We start from the raw sequence: 23025 nt of genomic DNA, 5'->3' as shown, positions 1-23025 counted from the left end.
ACGGACGGAGACCATCGCCCAGGGCGCGAACGCGCAGGCCAGCACGAGTGGGCCCCGTGGGGATCGAACCCACAACCCGCGGATTAAAAGTCCGCTGCTCTGCCAGTTGAGCTAGAGGCCCGGCCGAGCGAGTCTCCCAGAACGCTGGGCGGGAGTGCTCAGAGCGCGGTGAAGATCAGGATGAGCAGGGCGGTGAGCACGAGGCTGATCAGCAGGGAACCCATGCAACCGAGCCGGTTGGTGAAGAAGAGGAACACCAGCCTCCGATGCCCGCCATCCCGGCCGGTCAACCGCGGTCAGCCGACGGCGACCCGGCCGGGGCACCGTCCGCACGCCGGAGCGTAGGGCGGCCTCAGCCGCCGGCGGTCACTTCGAGACGTGCCGGTTGGGCAGCTTGCCGAGCACCCGGCCGGCCTCGTACTTGACCTCGAGCCGCTCCTGGGCCGACGCCGTCGGACCCCGGCGCGGCTCGCCGCTCTCCAGGTCGAAGGCCGAGCCGTGCCACGGGCACACGATGCAGTCCGACCCACGCACCTGCTCCACGGTGCCCTCGGCCAGCGGCCCGCCCACGTGCGCGCAGGAGTTGATGAAGGCGTCCACGCGGGCACCCCGGCGCACCACGGCCAGCGCCACGGGCGTGCCCCGACCCTCGCCCGTGCGCAGCGCGGGCCGCCCCTCCGGCAGGTCGTCGAGCGGGCCGAGGTCGATCCAGTCGGTGGTCAGCTGCCGGGCGTCGGTGACGGCGTGGTTCGCACCCGAGGACTGCGCGTAGGACATGTGCCCTCCGATGGCCGCCGAGCCGCTGGCCAGACCGAGGCCGCTGTAGGCCAGCACCCGCCCGAGCGTGCCGTTGCCCTTGCCGCGGGCGACCAGCGAGCCGACGTACAGCCCCAGCGCCGCGACGTTGGTGGCGGCGTGGATGGCACCCAGCCGCCGGACGGCGTCGTCCTGCTCCGACCAGTCGGCCGCGCCGGCCATCGCCGCGGGCAGGCTGGCCGCCACGCCGGTGCCGATCAGCGCGGTGGCGGCCGGGCGGGCCGGCGGCATGAGGTCCAGGATCCCGGCCGACAGCCAGGTGCCCACCGGGACCATCGCCAGGATCGGGTGCAGCGGATGGCCCAGCCAGGTGCCGTGCAGCAGGTCGCGGAACGCCTGCGGCTGCAGCACCTTGTTCACCACCGTCCGGGCGGACTCCAGCTTCGCGTCGAACGACGACACCTCGGACAGGCGGTCCAGCACACCGAACAGGCTCATGCACCGGCCCATACCCGGCGCAGCCGACCGGAACCCGCCGTCGACGGGCTCGCTGCCGTGAGCAGGACGCCGACGCGCGTACCGACACTCTGCGTGAGCGACATCACGGAGTGTTGCGGGAACGCAGCGGGAATGCACATGCGGCCCACTGGTTGCTGCCGCAGGATGACCCTGCTGCCCGAGCACGGCCCCGTGCTCACGTCCTGAGGAGGACCCGTGACCTGCCCGTCCCTGCTCCGCCGCACCGCCGTCGGCGGCGTGCGCGCGGGTGGGTTCGACGACGTGGTCGCGCCCACGTGGGTGCGGGAGCGGTCCAGCGCGGTGCGCGAGCGGCTGCAGCAGGACGACGCCAGGGCACAGTTCGCCCGCTTCGTCGTCGTCGGCGGGGTCTCCAGTGCGCTCTACGCCCTGGTCTTCATCGGCCTGCAGGGCCTGGGCGCCCAGCCCGCCAACCTGGCCGGCGCGATCGCCTCCACCCTGCTGGCCAACGAGATGCACCGCCGGCTCACCTTCCACGCCGGCGGCCGGGTCTCCTGGTTCACCGCACAGTGGGAGGGCGGCGGCCTGGCCGGCATCGGGCTGGTCGCCACCTCGCTCGCGCTGGCGGGCCTGCACACCCTGACCGGTGACGTGGGCGCCGTCGTCCAGCTCGGCCTGATCGCCGCGGTCACCGGCGCGATCGGCCTGGTCCGGTTCGTCGCCCTGCGCAGCTGGGTGTTCTCTCTCGCTCCCCGCGACTGAGCTCCCCGCGACCGAGCTCCCCGCGACCGAGCTCCCCGCGACCGTGCACGGCGGCTCGCCGCTGCGGCTGACCGGGGCCTCGGCGTCCCGCCCCTAGGCTGCCGGCATGTCGATCATGGTCCGATCCGCCCGCCTGGCGGCCGCCGGGGCGCTGCTGCTCGCCCCGCTCACGGCCTGCAGCTCGTACAGCGCCTCGTGCTCGGGCAACGAGTGCACCGCGACGCTCAGCGGCGACGGCGCCGAGGTCACGATCCTGGGCACCGAGCTCTCCTACGGCGGCACCGAGGACGGCCGGGCGACCGTCACGGTCGGCAGCACCAGCGTCACCTGCGCCGAGGGGGAGAGCGTCTCCGCCGGGCCGCTGTCGCTGACCTGCACGACGGTGGACTCCGGCTCGGTGGAGCTCAGCGCCTCCCTGGGCTGAGCCGCCTCCCTGGGCTCAGCCGGCGTCGGCGACCTCGACCACCAGCCGGGTGGGGTCGGACAGCGCGGACACCCGGAACGGGACCTCGGCACTGGTGCCGATCCAGGCGACCGAGGTGCCCTCGAAGGTGGCGTCGTAGACGACGCCCTGCACGGTGTCGGTGCCGGAGACCGACACCGGTCCCCGGGCGACCTCCTCGGCGCCGGTCTCGTACGGGTAGCTCGTGCCCTGCAGCGTCACCTGGAGGAACGCCGACCCGGGGACGTCGACGGCGTCCCCGGAGCCCTGGGACGACGGCGCGTCGACGTACTCGACCTGCCACCCGGGGGTGCCGCTGCCGGCGAGCTCGAACACCACCCGTTCGAACCCCTCGTGCGGGGCGGCGCGGACCTCCGTCACCGTGAGCCCCTCCGGGTCGACCGGCTCAGCGGTGTCGGCAGAGGTGTCTGCGGGGAACTCCGGCGCCGGGCTCTCCGCCCCTGCCGTGGTCGCGGTCGCGGTCGCGGTCGGCGCGGTGGTCTCCTCGGCCTCCGGTGCAGCGCTCGACGTCGCCTCGTCGGTCGAGGCCGTGTTGTCGGTGCCGGGCTGAGCGGCACAGCCGGCCACCAGCAGGAGAGCGACGGCGAGCCCGGCGGAGCGGGTCACCCGAGCGGAACGGCGGATCGGCACGAGGTGGATGCTGACACGGCGGGCCCTGCCGGTACGGACGCCACGCGCACCGGTGGCCCCCCGGTGCGAGGACCCGCCCGAGGCCATGTATGGTTCTCCCTGCCTCCAGCGACCACGAGCCCCCATCGTCTAGCGGTCCAGGACGCCGCCCTTTCAAGGCGGTAGCACGGGTTCGAACCCCGTTGGGGGCACGCACCATGCAGCACAGCAGTTCATGCACCACAGCAAGGCCCTGTAGCGCAGTTGGTTAGCGCGCCGCCCTGTCACGGCGGAGGTCGCGGGTTCGAGTCCCGTCAGGGTCGCCACCCGGTGTCCAGTACACCGGGAGGGGCAGGTAGCTCAGTTGGTACGAGCGCTCGCCTGAAAAGTGAGAGGTCGGCGGTTCGACCCCGCCCCTGCCCACCTCACCTCATCCCCGTCTGCCCGGCCGCGCTCCTGGCCGCTGGGCAGACGTCCAGCGAGTTCCTGCCCAGCGCACAGGGAGCTCTCAGGTCCAGGATGCACAGTCACCCCATGACGACCACCTCCCCCGCGTCCAGCTCCCGCGCCCAGCTCACCCGGCCGGACGGCAGCGCCCTGCGGGTGCTGGTCGTCGACGACGAGCCCTCGATCTGTGAACTGCTGTCCCTGGCGCTGCGCTACGAGGGCTGGGACGTCCGCACCGCCCCCGACGGCACCGCCGCGGTCCGCGACGCCCGCGAGTTCCGCCCGGACGCCGTCGTCCTGGACGTCATGCTCCCGGACATGGACGGCCTGGAGGTGCTGCGCCGGCTGCGCGCGGACACCCCGCTGGTCCCGGTGGTCTTCCTGACCGCCAAGGACGCGCTGGAGGACCGGATCGCCGGGCTCACCGCCGGCGGCGACGACTACGTCACCAAGCCCTTCAGCCTGGAGGAGGTCGCCGCCCGGCTGCGCGGCCTGCTGCGCCGCACCAGCCGGGTCGTGGCCGACGACGGCCTGCTGGTCGTCGGCGACCTGACTCTGGACGAGGAGAGCCACGAGGTGACCCGGGCCGGGGAGGACGTCCGGCTGACCGCCACCGAGTTCGAACTGCTGCGCTACCTGATGCGCAACCCCAAGCGGGTGCTGTCCAAGGCGCAGATCCTCGACCGGGTCTGGCAGTACGACTTCGGCGGCCAGGGCAACATCGTCGAGCTCTACATCTCCTACCTGCGGCGCAAGATCGACGCGGGCCGCCCGCCGATGATCCACACCCTCCGGGGCGCCGGGTACGTGATCAAGCCCGCCGCATGACGTCTGCCCCCTCCCGGTGACCGGCGGTCCTCCCCGGTCCCGCCGCTCGCTGCGCACCCAGCTGCTGATCGCCTTCGTCGTCCCGCTCGTGCTGGTGCTGACCCTGGTCGGCGTCGTCTCGGTGACCGCGCTGCGCTCGGAGCTGGTCGGTCAGGTGGACAGCCAGCTCGCCACGGCCATCGACCGGTCGCTGGCCTCCGACCGAGGCCCCAGAGACGGCGACGGGCGCGGCGGGCCGGAGGGTCTCGACGCCCGCGGCCAGAGCGAGGACACCCTGGTCGCCAACGTGACCGATGGGGTCGTCACCCGGTCCGGGGTGCTGGGCGAGCGTGGCGAGACGCTGCAGCTGACCGACGCCCAGGAGGCCGTGCTAGCCGACCTGCCCGTCGACGGCGGGCCGGTCACCCGGGACCTCGGCGGCGAGCTCGACGAGTACCGACTGGCGGCCGTCATCGCCGGGAACGGCGAGGTGCTGGTCAACGGCCTGCCGCTGGGCGGCGCGTCCGACGCCGTCCGCAACCTGGTCACCGTCGAGCTGCTGGCCGGGCTGGCCGCGCTGCTCGCCGCCGCCGGCACCGCCGTGCTGGTCATCCGCCGCACCCTGGCACCGCTGGACCGGGTGGCGGCCACCGCGACCCGGGTCTCCGAGCTGCCGCTGGCCAGCGGCGAGGTGCAACTGGCCGAGCGGGTGGCCCCGCAGGACACCGACCCGGGCACCGAGGTCGGCCAGGTCGGGACGGCGCTGAACCGGATGCTCGACCACGTCGAGGGCTCGCTGGCCGCCCGCCAGGAGTCCGAGACCCGGGTGCGCCAGTTCGTCGCCGACGCCAGCCACGAGCTGCGCACCCCGCTGGCCTCCATCCGCGGGTACGCCGAGCTGGTCCGGCGGCAGCACACCGAGGTCGCCGGGGACGTCGGCCACGCGATGAACCGGGTGGAGTCCGAGGCGCTGCGCATGTCGGCCCTGGTCGAGGAGCTGCTGCTGCTGGCCCGGCTCGACGCCGGCCGGGAGCTCGCCACCGAGGAGGTCGACCTCACTGCCCTGGTCGTGGACGCGGTCAGCGACGCCCACGTCGCCGGCCGCGACCACCGCTGGCAGCTCGACCTGCCCGACACCCCGGTGCTGGTGCGCGGCGACGCCGCCCGGCTGCACCAGGTGCTGGTCAACCTGCTGGGCAACGCCCGCACGCACACCCCCGAGGGCACGACCGTCACCACCCTGCTGCGGACGGAGGGGGACGCGGCGGTGCTGCAGGTCGTCGACGACGGCCCCGGCGTGCCCGCCGCGTTGCAGGACCACGTCTTCGAGCGGTTCGCCCGCGGCGACGCCTCCCGGTCCCGCTCGGCCGGGAGCACCGGGCTGGGGCTGGCGATCGTGCACGCCGTCGCCGCCGCGCACGGCGGCAGCGTGGAGCTGGCCAGCACCCCGGGACGCACCGCGTTCACCGTGCGGTTGCCACACGCCACCCAGGCCGGCTGACCCGCCGCCTCAGCGCACCGCGACGTCGGCGGCGACCTGCTCGTACACCTGGGCGTGCACCCGCTGCACGGCGACGCGCTGCTCGGCCCGCCACGCACGGTCCACCCGGGCCGGCGCCGGCCGGGTGAGCGCCGCCACCACGGCCGAGTTGAGCGACGCGGCGTCCAGGCCCTGGCGGGGGTCGTTGCCGTACACGACGACGTCGGACCACTGCTGGGCGTGCTGGCCACCGCCGGGCACGACGACCCGGGTGCCGGCGTCGCGGCACAACTCCACCCAGCCCGAGTGGGTGCCCGTACGGCGGGGCAGCACCGACACGTGCAGCTCCTGCAGGTGGCGGACCCAGGCGGCCGGGTCGTCCGGCCAGCTGCGGGCCAGTTCCAGCTCTCCGGCGTCGGCGAGCGCCAGCAGCCCCGGCAGCCGCGCGGCGAGGTCGACGTCGGGGTGCACGTCGACCCGCAGCCGGCCGCCGCCGGAGACCGCACCGGACAGCGCGGCCCGGACCAGCTCCTCGGCCTCGGGCACGTCGGCGCCCAGCCGGCCCAGGTGCAACCCGACCAGCCGCGTCTCCCGCCCGACGTCCGGGGTGGGGCCGGCCAGGGAGGGGTGGGCGACGACGATCGCCGTCCGGCCGTAGCGGTCGGCGATCTCGTCGGCGGCGCCGCGGGTCAGGGTGAGCACGACCTCGGCGGTGCCGAGCAGCGCCCGCAGGTGCGCGCGGTGCCGGACGCGGGCGGCCTCGGGGTGGGTGCCGGTGTCGGCTCCCTCGAGGGCGTCCAGGTGGTGCACCGTGACGACCAGCGGCACGCCGGTGCGCCGGACCGCCGCCGTCCAGGCCTCCATCTCGGCCACGGTCAGGTGGTCGTACCCGCCGTGCAGGTGCAGGACGTCGACCTCGCGGGCGTGCGCGGTGAGGTGACGGACGTCCAACCACGGACTGGGTGAGCCGGCCGGTCCCACGCGCAGGGTGGTCTCGGGCAGGACGGCGTCCAGGTACGCACCGGCGTACGGCACGGTCGCCACCCGCAGCGGGCGGGCCGTCTCCTCGGGCACTGCGGTCACGCGGTCGTACGCCTCCTGCGGTCGGGCACTCCGACGCGGCAGGTGCGGTGCTCCTCGACGGGTGGGGGTCTGTCAGCGGATCGTCCCTACCCGGTGTAGCTGTTGCCGAACCGAGAGGCAAGGCGTCACCCTCCGTCCGGGTGACCGGCGGTCACCCGACCCGTTCCCCGTTCCGGTGGCGGTGCGTGCGGTCGCCCCGCCCGGTCGGTTAGCGTTCCCGGTCGGCCGCTCCCCGGGCCGCCGTGGGTCACCGAGAGCCGGAGGACGAGTGGGCGGAGACGGCGAGGAGCGCCCCGGTGCCCCCGCGCCTGACCCGGCCGTCGCCGAGCCGCCGGAGACCGGACGCCGCCGTCCCCGGCCGGTCGGGTCGATCCTCAGCGCTGCCCTCCTCGTCGTGCTGCTGGTCGGCGCCGGCCTGTTCGCGCTGCTGCGCGAGGACCCGCTGACCTACGGCGGCCGCTACGTCACCGACCCCGGCGCGGTCCTCGCCGAGGCCGACCGCGTCTTCACCGACCACGTGGCGGAGCGGCAGGGGGTCCACAGCGCACAGAGCCGCTGCTGGTTCCAGCTGGCCGACGCCGCCGGCTCCGAGGTCCGCCCGGACCTGCTCTGCGGCCCGGCGCTCTTCGTCGACGGTCAGGACGACGCCAGCTGGCTCCGCTTCCCGCTGACCGGCACCCCGGCCGGGGGCGACGTGCGGCTGTCGGTGGCCGCGCTGCCCGCCGACCCCGCCCCGGAGCCGCTGACCGACCGCGAGCTGCTCCGCCGGCCCGACGGCGGCGAACCCCCGCGGGGCACCGGCGGTCTGACCGCGCCGGCCGTGCCCCAGGCGGCGGCCGGCCACACCGCGGTGGGGCCGTTCCCCGACGTCACCTACCGCGAGCCGGCGGGCCCGGCCCGGCTCTCCGGCCCGGCCGCGGCGGTCACCGTCACCGGCCTGGCGCAGCCGGACCGGGTCGGCACCGGGGACGCCGCCCTGCGGCCGGCCGACGGTGAGCAGTTCCTCGCCGTGCGGTACGTGGTCGAGCAGGGCGAGGGTCGCTCCCCCACCCCGCCCACGATCACCTACCAGGTCGGCGACCGGCAGCCGGTCCCCGTCCCGCCGGCGCTGACCGCCCCCGGCACCACGGTCGAGGCGCTGCTGTCGGTGCCCACCGACCCCGCCGTCGCCGACCTGGTGGTCACCGACGCCGGGGTCGAGCAACGACTGTCCCTGCTCACCGGCGCACCCGGCCCGGACAACCTGCAGGTGCTGGCCCGCACCTCCCGGGAGGCCGACGTGGACGCCTCCCGGCAGCTGTCGGCGACCCTGAGCGCACCCGGCCGGGTCTCGGCGTCCCTGCCGGCCACGATCGCGGTGCGCGGCGGCCGGCTCGAGTGGTTCGTCCGGGACGAGCGACCGGCCGACCCGAGCCGCGCGCTGCTGCTGCTCGACGTCACCATGGCCCTGCCGGACTCCGCGCCCGGTGCGGTGCCACCCGGGCTGCTGTCGCTGCGACTGCCGGACGGGACGACGCTCCGGGCGCAGGACCTGGACGACTCCCCGACGCGGGTGATCACCGCCTTCGACGTGCCCGCCGACTTCACCGAGGGGACCGTCGTCGTCGCGGGCTCCGCGACCTTCCCCGACGGCGCCACCGTCGACCTCGGTGACGGCCGCGCGACCGTGCCGGTCACCGTCCCCGCGGGCTGACGGCGGCCCGGGCCACTCCCGAGGTGCCTCAGCCCTGGGCGCGGAGCTCGGCCAGGATCGGCTTGGCGACGGCCAGCGCGTGGTTGGCCGCCGGCACCCCGGCGTAGACCGCGGTGTGCAGGCACACCTCGGCGATCTCCTCGTCGGTCAGCCCGTTGTGCACCGCGGCCTTGACGTGCAGCGCGAACTCGTCCCAGTGCCGCAGCGCCGCGGTGATCGCCAGCGTCAGCATGCTGCGCTCCCGGCGCTCCAGACCCGGCCGCTGCCACAGGTCGCCCCAGGCAACGCGGGTGATGAAGTCCTGGAAGTCGGCGGTGAACGGGGTCACCGCGGCGACCGCCCGGTCGACGTGGGCGTCGCCGAGCACCTCCCGGCGCACCCGCATGCCGGCGGCCCGCCGCTGCTCGTCGGTCTCCAGCGGTCCGGTCGGTTCGGTCACGGCGTGCCTCCGGTGGCGTGTGCGATCAGGGCCCGGCTGACCTGCTCGGGCTGTTCCAGGTTGGCCAGGTGCGCGGCCGGGCTGAGGCTGAGCAACCGGGCGCCGGGGACGCCGTCGGCGATCAGCTGCTGGTGCTCCGGCGGCACCGCCTGGTCGTCGGCGCCGGAGACCACCAGCGTCGGTGCGGTGATCCGGTGGAGGTCGGGCCGCTGGTCCATCGCCGCGATCGCGGCGCAGCAGCCGGCGTAGCCCTCGTCGTCGGCAGCCGTGACCATCGCCTGCAGCCGGGCTACCAGGTCGGGGTGCGCGGCGGCGTACGGCGGCGTGAGCCACCGGCTGACCACCGGCTCGGCGATCGCCCCGGTGCCCTCAGCGCGCACGGTGCGCGCCCGGTCCGCCCAGCTGTCCGGGTTGCCGGTGTGCGCCGAGCTGCACAGCACCGCCAGGGTCAGCACCCGCTGCGGGTCGCGCACCGCCAGCCGCAGGCCGGTCATCCCGCCGATGGAGACCCCGGCGACGTGCGCCCGGTCCACCCCGAGCCGGTCCAGCAGCGCGACGACGTCGTCGGCGAGGTCGTCGATCGTGGCCTCCCCGGGCACCGACGGCGAGCGGCCGTGCCCGCGGGTGTCGTACCGGACCACCTGGAAGTGCTCGGTGAGCGCCGGCACCTGCAGGTCCCACATGGACAGGTCCGAGCCCAGGGAGTTGGACAGCAACAGCACCGGCGCGTCGGCCGGGCCCTCGACGACGGCGTGCACCTCGACGGCGGTCATGCCGGTCCTCCTTCTCCTGCGGTGACGTCGGATGTGGTGGGGTCGGACTGGAGCGCGATGGTGTGGGCGGCGAGGGCGGCGTCCACCTGGGCCCCGGCCTCACCGACATCCGGGCTGCCGTCGGCGACCAGCGCGGCGCCGTCGACGTCGGTGCGCTCGGCCACGAGGTCGGCCAGCGGGCGACCGGACGCGGCCGCCTCCCGGACCGCGGCGGCCGCGGCGTCGTGCGCGGGGCCCGCGCCCAGAGTTGGGGTGAGCGCCTCGGCCAGCGCACCGGCCAGCTGGGGGTCGCCGGCCGCGGCCACCGTCCGCGCCATCCGCTCCGGGTCCAGCTGCAGCGAGGCCAGGCACTCGGCCAGCCAGGACGCCGCCGAGCCGACCGTGCCCAGCAGGTCGGTGAGCGTCGGCCACTCCGCGTGCCAGGTGCCCGCGCCGCGCTCGTGCTCCTGCTCCATCGCGGCGAAGAGGGTGGCGACCAGCCCGGGGGCGCGGCGGGCGCAGGCCCGGGCGGAGACCGCGGCCACCGGGTTGTTCTTGTGCGGCATCGCCGAGGAGCCGCCGCGGCCCTCGGCCACCTCGGCCACCTCGGCGACCTCGGTCTGGGCCAGCAGGACGACGTCCAGGGCGATCGTGGCCACCACACCGGCCGCCGCACCCAGCACGCCGGCGACGTCGGCGATCGGCAGCCGCACGGTGAACCAGGGCACCTCGGTGGCGACCAGCCCGAGCTCGGCGGCCAGCTCGCGGCGCAGGTCCACCCCGGAGCCGGAGCTGGCGGCCAGCGTGCCGACCGCCCCGCCGTACTGGACCGGCAGCGCCGCGGCGACCGCGGCGACCCGGGCACGGGCACCGTCCAGCCCGGCGAGCCAGGTGGCGGCCTTGAGGCCGGCGGTGATCGGCAGCGCCTGCTGCAGCAGGGTGCGGCCCATCAGCACGTCGTCCCGGTGCGCCCCGGCCAGCCGGGCGCAGGCCTCGGCGGCTGCGGCGAGGTCGGCGTCGATCAGGTGCAGGCCGCGGCGGGCCAGCAGCACCGCCGCGGTGTCCACGACGTCCTGGCTGGTGGCGCCGACGTGCACGGCGCGGGCGGCGTGCGGGCCGACGGCGTCCCGCAGCGCCCGGACCAGCGGGGGCACCGGGTTGCCGGCGTCCCCGGCCCGGGCGTACACCGTCGCGAGGTCCAGGGCGGCCGGGTCGGCGCACACCCGGCTCACCTCGTCCGCGGCCGTGCCGGCCACCAGGCCGACCCGGGCGGCGGCGCGGGCCAGCGCGCCCTCCACCTCCAGCAGGGCCACCAGCCAGGCGTCCCCGGAGGTGCCGGCGGAGACCGGGCCACGGGCGAAGGTCGCGTCGAGGATCACGCGCCCATCCTGGCGGGTGCCCCCGCGTGGCCGGTGCTCACACCGCGAAGAAGACGGTCTCGTCCATGCCCTTGGCCGTGCAGCCCTGCAGGTGGATGTCCAGCACGTAGCCGTCCGCGCTGGGCTGGGCGATCAGCGTGGCGCGGGAGGCGTCGTCCGGCAGGCTGCGCAGCACGGCGTCCTCGGCGTTGGCGGCGGCCTCGTCGGCGAAGTAGATCCGGGTGACGAGCCGGTCGAGCAGGCCACGGGCGAAGACCGAGACGTCGACGTGCGGCGCCTGCAGCCCGCCCTCGCCGTCGGGCACCCGGCCGGGCTTGAGCGTGCGGACGGCGTACTCCCCGCCCGGGACCGTGTGCGACCGCCCGATCCCCCGGAAACCGGGGGTGGTCGCGGCGCCGCGCGGGTCGTCCGGGTGGGCGAAGCGGCCGTCCGGGTCGGCCTGCCAGGTTTCGATCATGCCGTCGGGCACCAGGTCGCCGTTGCCGTCGAAGACCCGACCGCGCAGCCAGATGGCGCCCGGGGTGCCCTCGGCGACGACGTCCGGGCCGTCGGGCCAGGTCAGCCCGATGGCCAGGTACGGGCCGACGGTGGAGCTCGGGGTGGTGCCCAGCCGGAAGGGCTCGGTCAGGAAGCCGGTGCCGCGCCGCGGCGTGCCCTGGCGGCGGTCGTTGCTCTCGTCGGCGGCCAGCACCAGCGGGGACAGTCGGTCGTCGCTCACGCCACGTCTCCGTCGTCGTCGGTCTCGAAGGGCGTCTGGTCCTGCCCGCGCAGCACGATGTCCCACTGGAACGCCAGCGCCCAGTTGGGCTGGCTGCGCTCCAGGTCGAAGCGGCTGACCGCCCGGTGTCGCGCCGTCGTCGGCATGGAGTTGAAGATCGGGTCCTGCCCGAACAGCGGGTCGTCCGGGAAGTACATCTGGGTCACCAGCCGCTGGGTGAACGCCTGACCGAAGAGGCTGAAGTGGATGTGCGCCGGCCGCCAGGCGTTGTGGTGGTTGCCCCACGGGTAGGCCCCGGGCTTGATGGTGGTGAACTCGTAGCGCCCCAGGTCGTCGGTCACCACCCGGCCCAGCCCGTCGAAGTGCGGGTCCAGCGGGGCGGGCCAGTTGTCGACCACGTGCCGGTAGCGGCCCGCGGCGTTGGCCTGCCAGATCTCGACCAGTGCGTGCGGCACCGGGCGGCCGTCGCTGTCGAGCACCCGGCCGTAGACGATGATCCGCTGGCCCTGGGCCTCGCCGCCCAGGCGCAGCGTCAGGTCGGCGTCGGCAGCGGTGACCATGTCCTCGCCCAGCACCGGGCCGGTGACCTCGGTCAGCCGGTGCGGCAGGTCGACCGGCGTGCGCAGCGGCGCACGGAGCCCCGTGCTCTTGTAACCGGCGTAGGCCACCGGAGTGCGCCGGTCGGCGGGCTCCCGGAGGTAGCGGGGCAGCACGAGGGCGCTGTCCGACGCCGGTCGCGGCTCGCGAGATGTGGTCCCGGTCATGCCGGGACCGTACGACCCGGCACTACGCTGCCCAAGCAACGTCTTCCGCTGAGCAGAAAGAAGGACGCCATGGCCGGTGGTGCTGCCGCGTCCGGCCGGTCGGTGACCTCCCGTGCGCTCGGCGTCCTGGACGCCTTCGACGCCACCCACCCCCGGCTCAGCCTCTCCGAGGTCGCCGAGCGGTCGGGCACCCCGCTGACCACGACCCACCGACTGCTCGCCGAACTGGCCGCCTGGGGCGCCCTGGTCCGCCGCAGCGACGGCCGGTACGAGATCGGCCGCAAGCTCTGGGACCTCGGGCTGCTCGCCCCGGTCGACCTGGAGCTGCGGCAGGTCGCCTCGCCGTTCCTCCTCGACGTGCACACCGCCACCCGCGACACGGTGCACCTGGCGGTGCGCGAGGGCACCAAGGCGCTCTACGTCGAGCGGATCTCCGGCCGCGAGTCGGTGCCCGTGGTCAGCCAGGTCGGGAGCCGGCTGCCGCTGCACGCCACCGGGGTGGGCAAGGTGCTGCTGGCCTCCGCGCCGGACGACGTCCTGGAGCAGGTGCTCCGGCAGCCGACCCGGGAGACCCGGCACACCGTCGTCGACGCCGGGCTGCTGAGCCGGGAGCTGGCCGAGGTGCGCCGCCGCGGCTGGGCCCGCACCGCGGAGGAGATGAGCCTGGGCGCGGCGTCGGTCGCCGTCCCGGTGACCGTGGAGCGGCTGGCCGGGCCGATGGTGGTCGCCGCGCTGGGCATCGTCGTCCCGGCCCACCGGCGCGACGTCGCCCGGCTGGCCCCGGTGCTGCAGGTGGCCGCCCGCGGCATCGGCCGGGCCCTGGGGCGCACCGAGCAGTTCCGCTGATCCTTCCGCCCAGCGGGAGGGGGAGGTCGCCCGAGGTCGGCGGCCGGGGTCACACTCGGGCGATGCGCACCCAGGTGGGGATCATCGGAGCCGGCCCGGCAGGGCTGCTGCTGTCCCGGCTCCTGCAGCTGCAGGGCATCGACACCGTCGTCCTGGAGAACCGGTCCCGCGACTACGTGGAGGCCCGGATCCGGGCCGGCATCCTCGAGCAGCACACCGTCTCCACGCTGATCGACGCCGGCATGGGCGACCGGCTGCAGCGCGAGGGCATGCCGCACGACGGCATCTTCCTGCAGTACCCCGGCACCCGGCACCACCTGGACTTCCCCGAGCTGTGCGGCCGCAAGGTGTGGGTCTACGGGCAGACCGAGGTGACCAAGGACCTCATCGCCGCCCAGCTCGACGACGGCCCGCCGCTGCTGTTCGAGGTCTCCGACGTCACCCCCGAGGACGTCGACACCGACAGCCCCCGCATCCGGTTCACCGACGCCGACGGCGTGCCCCAGGTGCTCGAGTGCGACGTGATCGCCGGCACCGACGGCTTCCACGGCGTCTCCCGCCCGGTGGTCACCGCCGGCACCTCCGGCCGACTGTGGGAGCGCACCTACCCCTACGCCTGGCTGGGCGTCCTGGCCGACGTCGCCCCGTCGGAGGACGAGCTCGTCTACGCCTGGCACCCCGACGGCTTCGCGCTGCTGTCGATGCGCTCACCGTCGGTGTCGCGGCTCTACCTGCAGGTCGACCCGGACGAGAAGATCGAGGACTGGTCCGACGACCGGATCTGGGACGGTCTGTCCACCCGGTTCGCCCTCGACGGCTGGGAGCTGGAGACCGGGCCGGTCACCGAGAAGTCCATCCTGCCCATGCGCTCGTTCGTCAGCGCGCCGATGCGCCGTGGCCGGCTGTTCCTCGCCGGCGACGCCGCGCACATCGTCCCGCCGACCGGCGCCAAGGGCCTCAACCTCGCCGTCGCCGACGTCACGCTGCTCGCCACCGCACTGGTCCGCCTGCTGGCCGAGAAGCAGACCGACCTGGTCGACAGCTACAGCGACCGGGCGCTGGCCCGGGTCTGGCGCTGCACCCACTTCTCCTGGTGGATGACGTCGATGCTGCACCGCTCCGGCGACGACTTCGACGCCGAGCTGCAGCTCTCCCAGCTCCGCCGGGTCTGTTCGTCCGAGGCCGCCGCCCGCGAGCTCGCCGAGAACTACACCGGCCTCCCCCTCGACGCCTGAGGCCGCCCCCGCCCCCGCCCCCTCTCCACCACCACAATGGCCATTTGGTGGTCGGGGGGTCGGGACGGCGCTGGGCCGGGCTGTCGCGGAACCGTGTGCAACTGGCAGACTCTGCCGGGGCGGATCGTCCAGCTCGGGTCGACATGTCGATGTCCACGGTCAGATGTCCTGCATCTGGTGATCGACTTCGGCTACTTGTGCCCAGTCCAGCGCCGGACACGGACCAGTTCGCACCACTAGTTTCAGCAGCATGCTCTCGACGCTCTTGACCATCACCGGCGTGCTCGTGGGGCTGTTCGTCCTGCTCTCCCTCATCGTGCACCTGTCCGCCCGCCCGGCCACCCGGGTCAACACGACGGGCACCCGCGCGCCGGGCTGGGTGGGCGACGCCGGGCAGCCACACCCCGACGCATGGGCCCCGCTGTCGACCACCAGCACCCAGATCCGCGCCGTCCGCTGAGCTGACCTGGGCGGCGGCCTCCCCGGGCCCCCGGGACCGGCCGACACCGGCCCGGCGGCCCGGCGTCGGAGATCCGACCCCGGTTAGGCTCGCCCGCGATGACCAGCGACTCGACTGCGTTGCAGGTCTACCCGATCGGTCAGCTGATCGGCGTCCGCGCGGTCGTGGACCAGTTCGACGTCCGGGTCGGCGCCGCCCTGCACAGCCTCACCTCGGCCGAGTTCGGGGTCTGGGCCATGGCGCACGGGCCGGCCGACCACGTACCACGCCCGTGGACCCCTGACGCGCTGGCCGCGCAGGCCGAGTCGGTCGGCGTTCCCGACTGCGCGCAGCGGCTGGACCGGCTGCAGGAGCAGGGGCTCGTCGCCCTGGCCGCGCCCGGCACCGAGTCGGCCCGCGACCTGGCCCGGCGGGTCCGGATGGTGCCCCTGGTGCTGGGCCTGGGGAACAGTGCTGCCGCGCCGGACGCCTACGCGGTCGGGTTGCCCGGCCGCCCGCTCGCCGTGCTGTCGGCCGCCGCCTACGACCTGTTCGAGTGGGCGCACATGGAGACCAGCCTCTGGCGGGCCTGCGAGGGCGCCGCGACCACCGCCGCACGGGTGGGCATCGCCGACACCCTCGCCACCGATCCCGACGCGCTGCTGACGTCGTTGCTGGAGGACCTGCACCGGCTCCTCACCCCCAACGCCGTCCACCTGGACACCTGGGCGGTGAGCTGATGCCCCCCTCCGACGAGGCGCTCGTCTTCCCCCTCGGCCATCCCATGGGGGCCTTCCACCAGCACCGCGGGGAACCGCCGAGCTACTGGGTGGTCCGGCTGGGCTGGGACAGCCCGCTGCTGGGCGACCAGACCACCGCCGACGTGTGGACGCTGACGCACGGGGTGCCCAGCCGGGTGCGGGACGGCGTCCCGTGGACCCGCACCGCGGTCCGCGAGGCAGCGGAGGAGGCCGGCGTCCCCGACTGCGACCTCGTGCTCGACACGCTGATCGAGCGCGGGCTGGTGGCCGAGCTCGTCCCCGGCAGCGAGCCGGCCGCCGAGTTCGCCCGCACCCACCGGGTGCAGTCACTGCTGCTGGGGCTGGGCGAGCCGCCCGACCGGCCGGGCGTCGACGGCATCGGCCTGCTCGGCACGCCCGCGTCGGCCCTGGTGGGGCCGGCCACCTACGAGTTCTGGCAGTGGGCCCACCTGTGGCCGACGCTGGCCGACGCGGTGGTCGGGCTGGCCGAGATGGCCGCCCAGGCACCGGACCCCGACCCGGCCGACACCGACCCCGCCGCGGTGCTGGACCGGTCGTTCCGGGAGCTGCACCGGCTGCTGTCCGGCAACGCGGTCTACCTGGACCGGTCCCTCGCCGTGGCCGACGCCCAGCGCTGAGCCCGCCGCCGGACAGGGTGGTCCCTCAGCGGGCACCGGTCATCAGCTCGGCGGCCCGCTCGCCGATCGCCACGGCCGTCGCCGCAGGCCCACGGGAGGGCACCAGGGGCATCACCGAGGTGTCGACCACCCGCAGGCCCGTCACGCCGCGCACCCGCAGGTGCTGGTCGACGACCGCCCCGGGGTCGGTGGCCGGCCCCATCCGGGCGCTGCCGGCCAGGTGCACCGCGGTCGCCAGGTGGGCCCGGGTCCACCGGTCCAGCTCCCGGTCGTCGGCCAGGACGGCGTCGGGCAGGCCGGTGCGCTCGGCGACCAGCGGGGCGAAGGCGGGGGTGCGCAGCAGATCGGCGGCCAGCCGGACGCCGGCCCGCAGCTGTCGCCGGTCGGCGTCCGCGGTCAGGTAGCGGTACCGGATCCGTGGCTGCACCAGCGGATCGGCGGTGGTCAGGCTGATCCGGCCACGGCTCTCCTCCTGCTGCAGGGCCACGGCGAGGTAGAGGTCGTCCCGCCGGCGGGCGGAGTCCAGCAGCCGGGGCACCGAGGCGCCCCGCAGCGCCCGCAGCGTCGCCGCGGGCCGGCGCAGCACCTCGGTGACGCCGGACAGCGCCGGACCCGACGTCCGCGACAGCATCACCTGCCGGAACGGCTTGAGCCAGGGCATGACCTCGAGGTGGTCGGCGGTGTTCAGCGCGGTGGCCAGCGGCAGCAGCCCCCGGGGCATCGGGGTGCGCCGGGCCGGCCGGTAGGTCACGTAGACGTCGGGGTGGTCGCTGAACCCCTGACCCACCCCGGGCACGTCGGCGACGACGTCGACGCCGGTGGCCCGCAGGTGGTCGGCGGGGCCGATGCCGGAGAGCAGCAACAGGTGCGGTGAGCCCACCGCGCCGGCCGACAGCACGACCTCCGCGGCACGCACCGGGCCACGGTCGGTCTGCACGCCCACCGCCCGGCCGTGCTCCACCAGCACCCGGGTCACCCGCACCCCGCCCACGACGGTGAGGTCGGGGGACTCGCGGCGCGGGGACAGGTAGGCCATCGCGGTGTTGACCCGCACGCCGTCGGCGACGGTGAACGGCACCGGCCCGTGTCCGGGCGGGCCGTCGGCGTTCTTGTCCGGCTCGGCCGGGAAGCCCAGCGCGTCGCAGGCGCCGGCGAAGGCATCGGTGAGCGGGTGCGGCTCGTGCACCCGGGTGACCGGCAGCGGGCCGGTCGAGCCGTGGCCGGGGCGGTCGCCGTAGTCGGCGTCGCTCTCGCAGCGGACGAAGGCCGGGCGCAGCGCGTCGGCCGACCACAGGTCGTTGCCCGCGGCGGCCCAGCCGTCCAGGTCGGCGCGGGTGGCCCGGATGAAGTAGGTGCCGTTGAGCGCGCTGGACCCGCCCAGCACCTTCCCCCGCGGCACCGGCCAGCGCAGGTCGTCGGTGAGCTCTCCGGTGAGCTCCCAGTTCGCGGGGTGGCCGGGGGTCGCGGCACCCATCGTCGCGGCGTCCCGGATCGTCGCCGGGAAGTCCTCGGGGCGCGGGTGGTCGGCACCGGCCTCCAGGACCAGCACCCGCCGGCCGGCGTCGACCAGCCGGGCGGCCAGCGCACAGCCCGACGACCCGGCACCGACGACCACGACGTCCCACTCCCCCGTCAGCTCCACCCCCGGCACCCTAGGACGGCGGCGGGCTCAGGCCAGTCGCACCCGGTCCCCGGCGGGCTCGACCCGGCTCTCGGTGACCAGCTTGGCCAGCGTGGCCCGGGTCGACTGGGCGGCGGCCGGCCAGACCGCCCGCGGCACGGCCGCGTAGACGACGGCGACCAGCTCCTCGACCGTCCGGGACCCGTCGGTGAGGGCATCGAGCAGCTGCTGCTCCCGGTACGCCCGGTGCGCCAGGTAGAACCGCAGCACCGCCCCGGGGTCGGTGGTCAGCTCGGGCCCGTGGCCGCAGTACAGCGCCGAGGGCCCCAGGTCGTGCACCCGGCGCAGCGACTCGAGGTAGGCGAGCACGTCGCCCTCGGGGTGCGTCACCACCGACGTGCCCCGGCCGAGCACGTGGTCGCCGACCAGCACGGCACCCGACGCCAACCGGAAGGCCAGGTGGTCGGCGGTGTGCCCGGGCGTCGGGACGACGTCCAGGGTGGTGCCCGCCAGCTGCAGCCGCTCCCCCGCCCGGAGCGACCGGCCGCCCGGGCCGGCGACCTCACCGGTGGCCGCGGCGACCGGCGCACCGAAGTGCCGCCCCCACGGCAGCGCCGCCTCCGCGTGGTCGGCGTGGTGGTGGGTGACCAGCACGGCCACCACCCGGGCGTCCCGGGCGGCCAGCGCCGCCTCGACGGCGGCCAGGTGCCGGGGGTCGTCCGGCCCGGGGTCCACGACGACGGCCTGGCCCGAGCCCGGCTCGCCCACCAGGTGGGTGTTCGTGCCGTCCAGCGTCATCGGCGAGGGGTTGGGGGCCAGCACCCGGGTGACCAGCGGCTCGGGGTCGGCGACCGGCGCCATCGTGCCGGGTGCGGGCAGCGCCCAGCTGGTCCGCGGGTCGACGGGGGCGGTCACGGGCAGCACGGTAGCGGGCCCGGCGGGCCCCGATGCCCGTCGCCGGGAGCGGCTACCGTCGAGAGCATGCGCGCTCTCACCACCCCCTTCCGCGCCGGACTCTCCGCCGCAGCCGCCGTCGTCCTGCTGGCCGGCTGCGGCAGCGACGACGAGCAGCCCGATGCCGCGTCGACCGCCACCAGCTCCAGCAGCGCCAGCAGTTCCGCCACCACCTCCGACGAGGAGGTCCAGGCGTTCTGCACCGAGGCCGAGACCGTGCTCACCACACCGCCTGAGGCCGGCCTGACCCAGCAGGAGCAGCTCGACCGGACCATCACCGACCTGGAGCAGCTGGACCCGCCGGCCGAGATCAGTGCCGACTGGGACGTCCTGATCCAGACGTTCGTCGGCGTGCGGGAGGCCGTGGCCGACGTCGACCTGACCACCCCCGAGGGGCAGGCCAGCGTGGAGGAGGAGCTCGCCGGCCTCGAGGCCGAGGCGACCGACGCCCAGACCCGGCTGGACGCCTGGCTCACGGAGAACTGCGACAACGCCTGAGCCGACGACGCACCGCGGCCCGGCCCCCTCCCCAGGGTGCCGGGCCGCAGTACGTCGGTGCCGGGCCGTCGTCGCCCGGGTCAGCCGCAGCCGCGGATCGTGATGCCCCGGGCGCGCAGCCACGGCACCGGGTCGACCTGGCCGCTGTGCATCTGCCCGTCGGGGTGCACCTCGAAGTGCAGGTGCGGCCCGGTCGACTGACCGCGGTTGCCCACCTCGGCGATCTGGTCACCGGCCGCGACCCGCTCCCCGGCGCGGACGAAGTGCCGGTTGACGTGGCCGTACACGGTGATCGCACCGTCGTCCCCGCGGAGGTAGACCGCCAGCCCGAAGCCTGTCGCCGGCCCCGCCCGCTGGACCACCCCGGCGGTGGCCGCGCGCACCGGCGTGCCGATGGGGGCGCCGATGTCGACGCCGAAGTGCGTGACACCCCAGCGTGCGCCGAAGCAGCTGCTCGTGATGCCGACGGCCGGCCGGGCGTAGCCGGAGCCGGTGGCGGAGTCGGAGCCCGTGGCGGCGGCGTCCGCCTGGAGCGCCTGCTGGTCGTCGGCGAGCGCCTGGGCCCGGGCCTGCTCCTCGGCCAGCCGGGCCGCGGCCTCCTCGGCCGCCCTCTGCTGCTGCCACACCTGGTAGGCGTTGCGCGCGCCCTGGAGCGTGAGCAGCTGCACCTGGGCGTCCTGCAGCTGCTGGTCCAGCGCCGCCTTCTCCGCGGTCACCTGGGTGTACACCGCCTGCTGGTTGGCCAGCTGCCGTTCGGCCTCGACGCGGGCCCCCTCGGCCGCCGCCTCGGCGGCCACCTTCTCGTCGCGGGCGGCCCGGGCCGCCGCATCGGCCTGGGCCTGCTGCACCCGCGCCTGTTCCATCACGCCCAGGACGTCGACCTGGTGGTCGCCGACGTAGGACAGCATCGCGGCCTTCTGCACCAGCTCGGCCGGCCCGCCGACGTCCAGCAGGGCCATCTCGCTGGTGAGCTCGCCGCCGTTCTTGTAGGTGTCCCGCGAGAACTCGGCGATCCGCAGCTGGGCGGCGGCGACGGCGTCGGCCGCGGCCTGCAGGTCCTGCGCCGTCCGTGCCGCGGCGGCCTCGGCCAGCACCCGGGCCTCCTCCGCCGCCAGGTAGGCGGTGCCGGCGGCCTCGGCCAGCACCTGGACCTGCTCCAGCTGCGCCTCGGCGGCCGCGACCTGCCCGGCGATCCGGCCGACCTCGGCTGCGGCCGCGTCCTGCGCCGTCAGGGCGCCGGTGAGCTGCTCGTCGCTGGGGTTCACCGGCTCGGCGTGCGCGATGCCGCCGCCGGCCCCGACCAGCACGGTCGCGACGGCTGCGGTCAGCGCACCGGCCAGCAGTCGGGACGGCCGGCGGCGTCCGGCGCGGACCCGGCGGACGGCCGCCGTGGCCGGGCGCCGCAGGTGCTGCGTCATGGTCGCTCCCTGGGGAAGAGGGATGGACGGGTGGGCTCAGGGAGCGTCCCAGGCGCACCACGAGTCACACGGTCAACACGCGCAGCAACCACGAGCCGTCATGAAGTCGTTCGGTCGTCCCCCGGTCCGGTCATCATGTCGACCCGACTGCTCAGGCGCCGCCCGGCCGCCCCAGCTCCTCGGCGAGCCGGGTGAGCTCGTCCCCGCCGGCCATCATGTCGGTCAGCTGCTCCCGTGTCACCTCGCCCTTGGCGAAGTCCCCCATGCTCCGGCCACGGTTGAGCAGCAGGAAGCGGTCGCCCACCGGGTGCGCGTGGTGCGGGTTGTGGGTGATGAAGACGACGCCGAGCCCCTGGTCCCGCGCCTGGGCGATGTAGCGCAGCACCACGGCGGCCTGCTTGACCCCCAGCGCCGACGTCGGCTCGTCCAGGATCAGCACCCGTGCCCCGAAGTGCACCGCCCGGGCGATCGCCACCGACTGCCGCTCCCCGCCGGACAGCGTGCCCACCGGCTGGTCGGGGTCGCGGATGTCGATGCCCATGGCGGCCAGCTCACGCCGGGTGACGTCCTTGGCCGTCGCCCGGTCGAACCGCCGGAACGGGCCCCACCCGGTCGTCGGCTCCGAGCCGAGGAAGAAGTTCCGCCAGATCGACATCAGCGGGATCATCGCCAGGTCCTGGTAGACGGTGGCGATGCCGGCGTCCAGCGCGTCGCGCGGCGCACCGAAGTCAACCGGCTCGCCGTCCAGCAGCAGCTCGCCCCGGGTCGGCCGGTGCACCCCGGCGAGCACCTTGATCAACGTCGACTTGCCGGCGCCGTTGTCACCGAGCACGCAGGTGACCTGCCCGGCGCGCACGCTGGTGGAGATGCCCTCGAGGGCGATCACCGAGCCGAAGTCCTTGCCGATGCCGCGCAGCTCCAGCAGCGGGGCGCCACCTGGCGCGTCGGTCGCGGTGCTCATCGCCGGGCCGCCTCGGCGTAGCGCCGGACCAGCCGGTTGGTGAGCACCGCGAGCAGCAGCATGGCCCCGAGGAAGAAGTAGAACCAGTCGGCGTCCCAGTTCAGGTAGACGATCCCCTGCTGGGTCATGCCGAAGATCAGTGCGCCCAGGGCCGCGCCGATGGCCGAGCCGAACCCGCCGGTGAGCAGGCAGCCGCCGATCACCGCCGCGACGATGTAGATCAGCTCCTGCCCGGTGCCGGTGTTGGCCTGCACCGAGGTGAGCCGGACGGCGGTGATCGAACCGACCAGCCACGCGGCGGTGGCGGTGGTCATGAACAGCACGATCGTCGTCCGCTGCGCCGGCACCCCGACGTTGCGGCTGGCGACCTCGTCACCGCCGGTGGCGAAGACCCAGTTGCCGAACCGGGTGCGCAGCAGCACCCAGCTGGCCACCGCCGTGACCAGCAGCCACCAGAGGACGGCGACGCGGAACGGCTGCCCGAAGACGTCGATCGTGGAGGCGAGCACCAGCTCGGCCGAGTGGTAGCCGGGGGCGTCGGCGATCCCGCGCACGATCACCGTCCCGGTGAACAGCTTGGTCAGCCCCAGGTTCAGCCCCTGCAGCATCAGGAACGTGCCCAGCGTGATGATGAAGCTGGGCAGGCCGGTGCGGGTGACCAGCCAGCCGTTGAAGGCGCCGATCCCCAGCGCCAGCACCAGCGCGGCGGCGATCGCCACCCAGATGTTCTGTTGCAGCTCCACCGCGACGATGCCCACCGTCAGCGCGGTGGTGCCGGTCATCACGCCGGCCGAGAGGTCGAAGTGCCCGCCGATCATCAGCAGCGCGACGGCGACCGCCATGATCCCCAGCACCGAGGCGACGTCCAGCCAGTTGGCCACCCCCGCCAGCGACCGGAAGACGTCGGACTGGGCGGAGAAGAACCCCAGGATGACGACGGCCCCGATGAGCGAGCCGAGCTCGGGCTTGACCAGCAGCCGGCGCCACGGACCGACCCGGGCGACGCGTTCGTCGGCGCGGGCCGG

General features: G+C 75.2%; 24 protein-coding genes and 4 tRNA genes. 14 read left to right on the top strand and 14 right to left on the bottom strand.

The window, feature by feature from the left end:
- Positions 1–48 precede the first annotated feature (48 nt).
- Together O2W15_RS08030 and O2W15_RS08025 are read right to left on the bottom strand one after the other, a co-directional pair.
- Positions 49–121: transfer RNA gene (locus O2W15_RS08030), tRNA-Lys, on the bottom strand.
- 245 nt (positions 122–366) lie between these two features.
- On the bottom strand, positions 367–1254 hold the full coding sequence (locus O2W15_RS08025) for a Rieske (2Fe-2S) protein (protein ID WP_269179026.1): 888 nt from the start codon (positions 1252–1254) through the stop codon (positions 367–369).
- A 216-nt stretch (positions 1255–1470) separates the two neighbouring features.
- Between O2W15_RS08025 and O2W15_RS08020 the strand changes: the two genes are divergently transcribed.
- Positions 1471–1995: a GtrA family protein gene (locus tag O2W15_RS08020; RefSeq protein WP_269179025.1), complete on the top strand. Its 525-nt coding sequence runs from the start codon at positions 1471–1473 to the stop codon at positions 1993–1995.
- Positions 1996–2101: 106 nt separating this feature from the next.
- Positions 2102–2419 (top strand): hypothetical protein, encoded by a 318-nt coding sequence (locus O2W15_RS08015; RefSeq protein ID WP_269179024.1) that lies wholly within the window; start codon positions 2102–2104, stop codon positions 2417–2419.
- Positions 2420–2434: 15 nt separating this feature from the next.
- On the opposite strand, the gene O2W15_RS08010 is transcribed toward O2W15_RS08015, so the two are convergent.
- Entirely contained in the window at positions 2435–3088 is a 654-nt protein-coding gene (locus tag O2W15_RS08010) for an AMIN-like domain-containing (lipo)protein (RefSeq protein ID WP_269179023.1), read from the bottom strand.
- A gap of 118 nt (positions 3089–3206) precedes the next feature.
- Here O2W15_RS08010 and O2W15_RS08005 point away from each other — a divergent pair.
- From O2W15_RS08005 to O2W15_RS07985, 5 genes are all read left to right on the top strand, one after another.
- Positions 3207–3279, top strand: a tRNA-Glu gene (locus tag O2W15_RS08005).
- Between the two features lie 37 nt (positions 3280–3316).
- A tRNA-Asp gene (locus O2W15_RS08000) sits at positions 3317–3393 on the top strand.
- Between the two features lie 23 nt (positions 3394–3416).
- Positions 3417–3490 (top strand) — tRNA-Phe (locus tag O2W15_RS07995).
- Positions 3491–3601: 111 nt separating this feature from the next.
- Complete coding sequence (locus tag O2W15_RS07990; protein WP_164702635.1) at positions 3602–4342, top strand: response regulator transcription factor; 741 nt, start codon at positions 3602–3604, stop codon at positions 4340–4342.
- A 16-nt stretch (positions 4343–4358) separates the two neighbouring features.
- Complete coding sequence (locus O2W15_RS07985) at positions 4359–5822, top strand: sensor histidine kinase (RefSeq protein WP_269179022.1); 1464 nt, start codon at positions 4359–4361, stop codon at positions 5820–5822.
- Positions 5823–5831: 9 nt separating this feature from the next.
- Here O2W15_RS07985 and O2W15_RS07980 read toward each other — a convergent pair whose 3' ends face one another.
- A complete protein-coding gene (locus O2W15_RS07980; protein ID WP_269179021.1) occupies positions 5832–6884 on the bottom strand; it encodes a glycosyltransferase family 4 protein in 1053 nt (350 codons plus the stop codon).
- Between the two features lie 268 nt (positions 6885–7152).
- Between O2W15_RS07980 and O2W15_RS07975 the strand changes: the two genes are divergently transcribed.
- Positions 7153–8577 (top strand): hypothetical protein, encoded by a 1425-nt coding sequence (locus O2W15_RS07975; RefSeq protein ID WP_269179020.1) that lies wholly within the window; start codon positions 7153–7155, stop codon positions 8575–8577.
- Between the two features lie 28 nt (positions 8578–8605).
- Here the strand turns inward: O2W15_RS07975 and pcaC are convergent, their stop codons facing one another.
- Genes pcaC through pcaH form a run of 5 tightly spaced genes read right to left on the bottom strand, consistent with a single transcriptional unit; the run spans position 8606 to position 12629 of the window.
- Positions 8606–9016 (bottom strand): 4-carboxymuconolactone decarboxylase, encoded by a 411-nt coding sequence (gene pcaC, locus O2W15_RS07970; protein ID WP_269168541.1) that lies wholly within the window; start codon positions 9014–9016, stop codon positions 8606–8608.
- Positions 9013–9789 carry a 3-oxoadipate enol-lactonase gene (pcaD, locus tag O2W15_RS07965; protein WP_269179019.1) on the bottom strand — a complete coding sequence of 259 codons (777 nt, stop codon included), beginning with the start codon at positions 9787–9789 and terminating at the stop codon, positions 9013–9015. The genes pcaC and pcaD overlap by 4 nt, the downstream gene beginning before the upstream one ends.
- Positions 9786–11147 carry a lyase family protein gene (locus O2W15_RS07960; RefSeq protein ID WP_269179018.1) on the bottom strand — a complete coding sequence of 454 codons (1362 nt, stop codon included), beginning with the start codon at positions 11145–11147 and terminating at the stop codon, positions 9786–9788. Before O2W15_RS07960 ends, pcaD begins: the two co-directional genes overlap by 4 nt.
- Before the next feature lie 37 nt (positions 11148–11184).
- A complete protein-coding gene (pcaG, locus tag O2W15_RS07955; RefSeq protein ID WP_269179017.1) occupies positions 11185–11865 on the bottom strand; it encodes a protocatechuate 3,4-dioxygenase subunit alpha in 681 nt (226 codons plus the stop codon).
- Complete coding sequence (pcaH, locus tag O2W15_RS07950; protein ID WP_269162773.1) at positions 11862–12629, bottom strand: protocatechuate 3,4-dioxygenase subunit beta; 768 nt, start codon at positions 12627–12629, stop codon at positions 11862–11864. Before pcaH ends, pcaG begins: the two co-directional genes overlap by 4 nt.
- A 69-nt stretch (positions 12630–12698) precedes the next feature.
- Between pcaH and O2W15_RS07945 the strand changes: the two genes are divergently transcribed.
- The 5 genes from O2W15_RS07945 to O2W15_RS07925 all read left to right on the top strand — a co-directional run bounded on the left by O2W15_RS07945 (position 12699) and on the right by O2W15_RS07925 (position 16548).
- Positions 12699–13475 (top strand): IclR family transcriptional regulator, encoded by a 777-nt coding sequence (locus tag O2W15_RS07945; protein WP_269179016.1) that lies wholly within the window; start codon positions 12699–12701, stop codon positions 13473–13475.
- A 62-nt stretch (positions 13476–13537) separates the two neighbouring features.
- Positions 13538–14710 (top strand): 4-hydroxybenzoate 3-monooxygenase, encoded by a 1173-nt coding sequence (locus O2W15_RS07940; protein WP_269179015.1) that lies wholly within the window; start codon positions 13538–13540, stop codon positions 14708–14710.
- A 250-nt stretch (positions 14711–14960) separates the two neighbouring features.
- Positions 14961–15170, top strand: a complete 210-nt coding sequence (locus tag O2W15_RS07935; RefSeq protein ID WP_269162770.1) for a hypothetical protein — start codon at positions 14961–14963, stop codon at positions 15168–15170.
- Positions 15171–15268: 98 nt separating this feature from the next.
- Positions 15269–15889 carry a hypothetical protein gene (locus O2W15_RS07930; protein ID WP_269162769.1) on the top strand — a complete coding sequence of 207 codons (621 nt, stop codon included), beginning with the start codon at positions 15269–15271 and terminating at the stop codon, positions 15887–15889.
- A complete protein-coding gene (locus O2W15_RS07925) occupies positions 15889–16548 on the top strand; it encodes a hypothetical protein (RefSeq protein WP_269179014.1) in 660 nt (219 codons plus the stop codon). Before O2W15_RS07930 ends, O2W15_RS07925 begins: the two co-directional genes overlap by 1 nt.
- A gap of 25 nt (positions 16549–16573) precedes the next feature.
- On the opposite strand, the gene O2W15_RS07920 is transcribed toward O2W15_RS07925, so the two are convergent.
- Positions 16574–18190, bottom strand: a complete 1617-nt coding sequence (locus tag O2W15_RS07920) for a GMC family oxidoreductase (RefSeq protein ID WP_269179013.1) — start codon at positions 18188–18190, stop codon at positions 16574–16576.
- A gap of 27 nt (positions 18191–18217) precedes the next feature.
- Positions 18218–19084 carry an MBL fold metallo-hydrolase gene (locus tag O2W15_RS07915; RefSeq protein ID WP_269179012.1) on the bottom strand — a complete coding sequence of 289 codons (867 nt, stop codon included), beginning with the start codon at positions 19082–19084 and terminating at the stop codon, positions 18218–18220.
- 66 nt (positions 19085–19150) lie between these two features.
- Here O2W15_RS07915 and O2W15_RS07910 point away from each other — a divergent pair, with 66 nt between their 5' ends.
- Complete coding sequence (locus O2W15_RS07910; protein ID WP_269162765.1) at positions 19151–19621, top strand: hypothetical protein; 471 nt, start codon at positions 19151–19153, stop codon at positions 19619–19621.
- Positions 19622–19701: 80 nt separating this feature from the next.
- Here O2W15_RS07910 and O2W15_RS07905 read toward each other — a convergent pair whose 3' ends face one another.
- From O2W15_RS07905 to O2W15_RS07895, 3 genes are all read right to left on the bottom strand, one after another.
- Entirely contained in the window at positions 19702–21039 is a 1338-nt protein-coding gene (locus tag O2W15_RS07905; protein ID WP_269162764.1) for a peptidoglycan DD-metalloendopeptidase family protein, read from the bottom strand.
- Between the two features lie 151 nt (positions 21040–21190).
- Entirely contained in the window at positions 21191–22000 is an 810-nt protein-coding gene (locus tag O2W15_RS07900; protein ID WP_269179011.1) for an ATP-binding cassette domain-containing protein, read from the bottom strand.
- Positions 21997–22881: an ABC transporter permease gene (locus O2W15_RS07895; RefSeq protein ID WP_269179010.1), complete on the bottom strand. Its 885-nt coding sequence runs from the start codon at positions 22879–22881 to the stop codon at positions 21997–21999. Before O2W15_RS07895 ends, O2W15_RS07900 begins: the two co-directional genes overlap by 4 nt.
- Between the last annotated feature and the right edge of the window lie 144 nt (positions 22882–23025).

It is taken from the genome of Modestobacter sp. VKM Ac-2979, assembly GCF_026967995.1.
Taxonomy (GTDB): domain Bacteria; phylum Actinomycetota; class Actinomycetes; order Mycobacteriales; family Geodermatophilaceae; genus Modestobacter.
The sequence above is the reverse complement of the archived record's forward strand: the minus strand, read 5'-3'. Positions and strand labels throughout refer to the sequence as shown.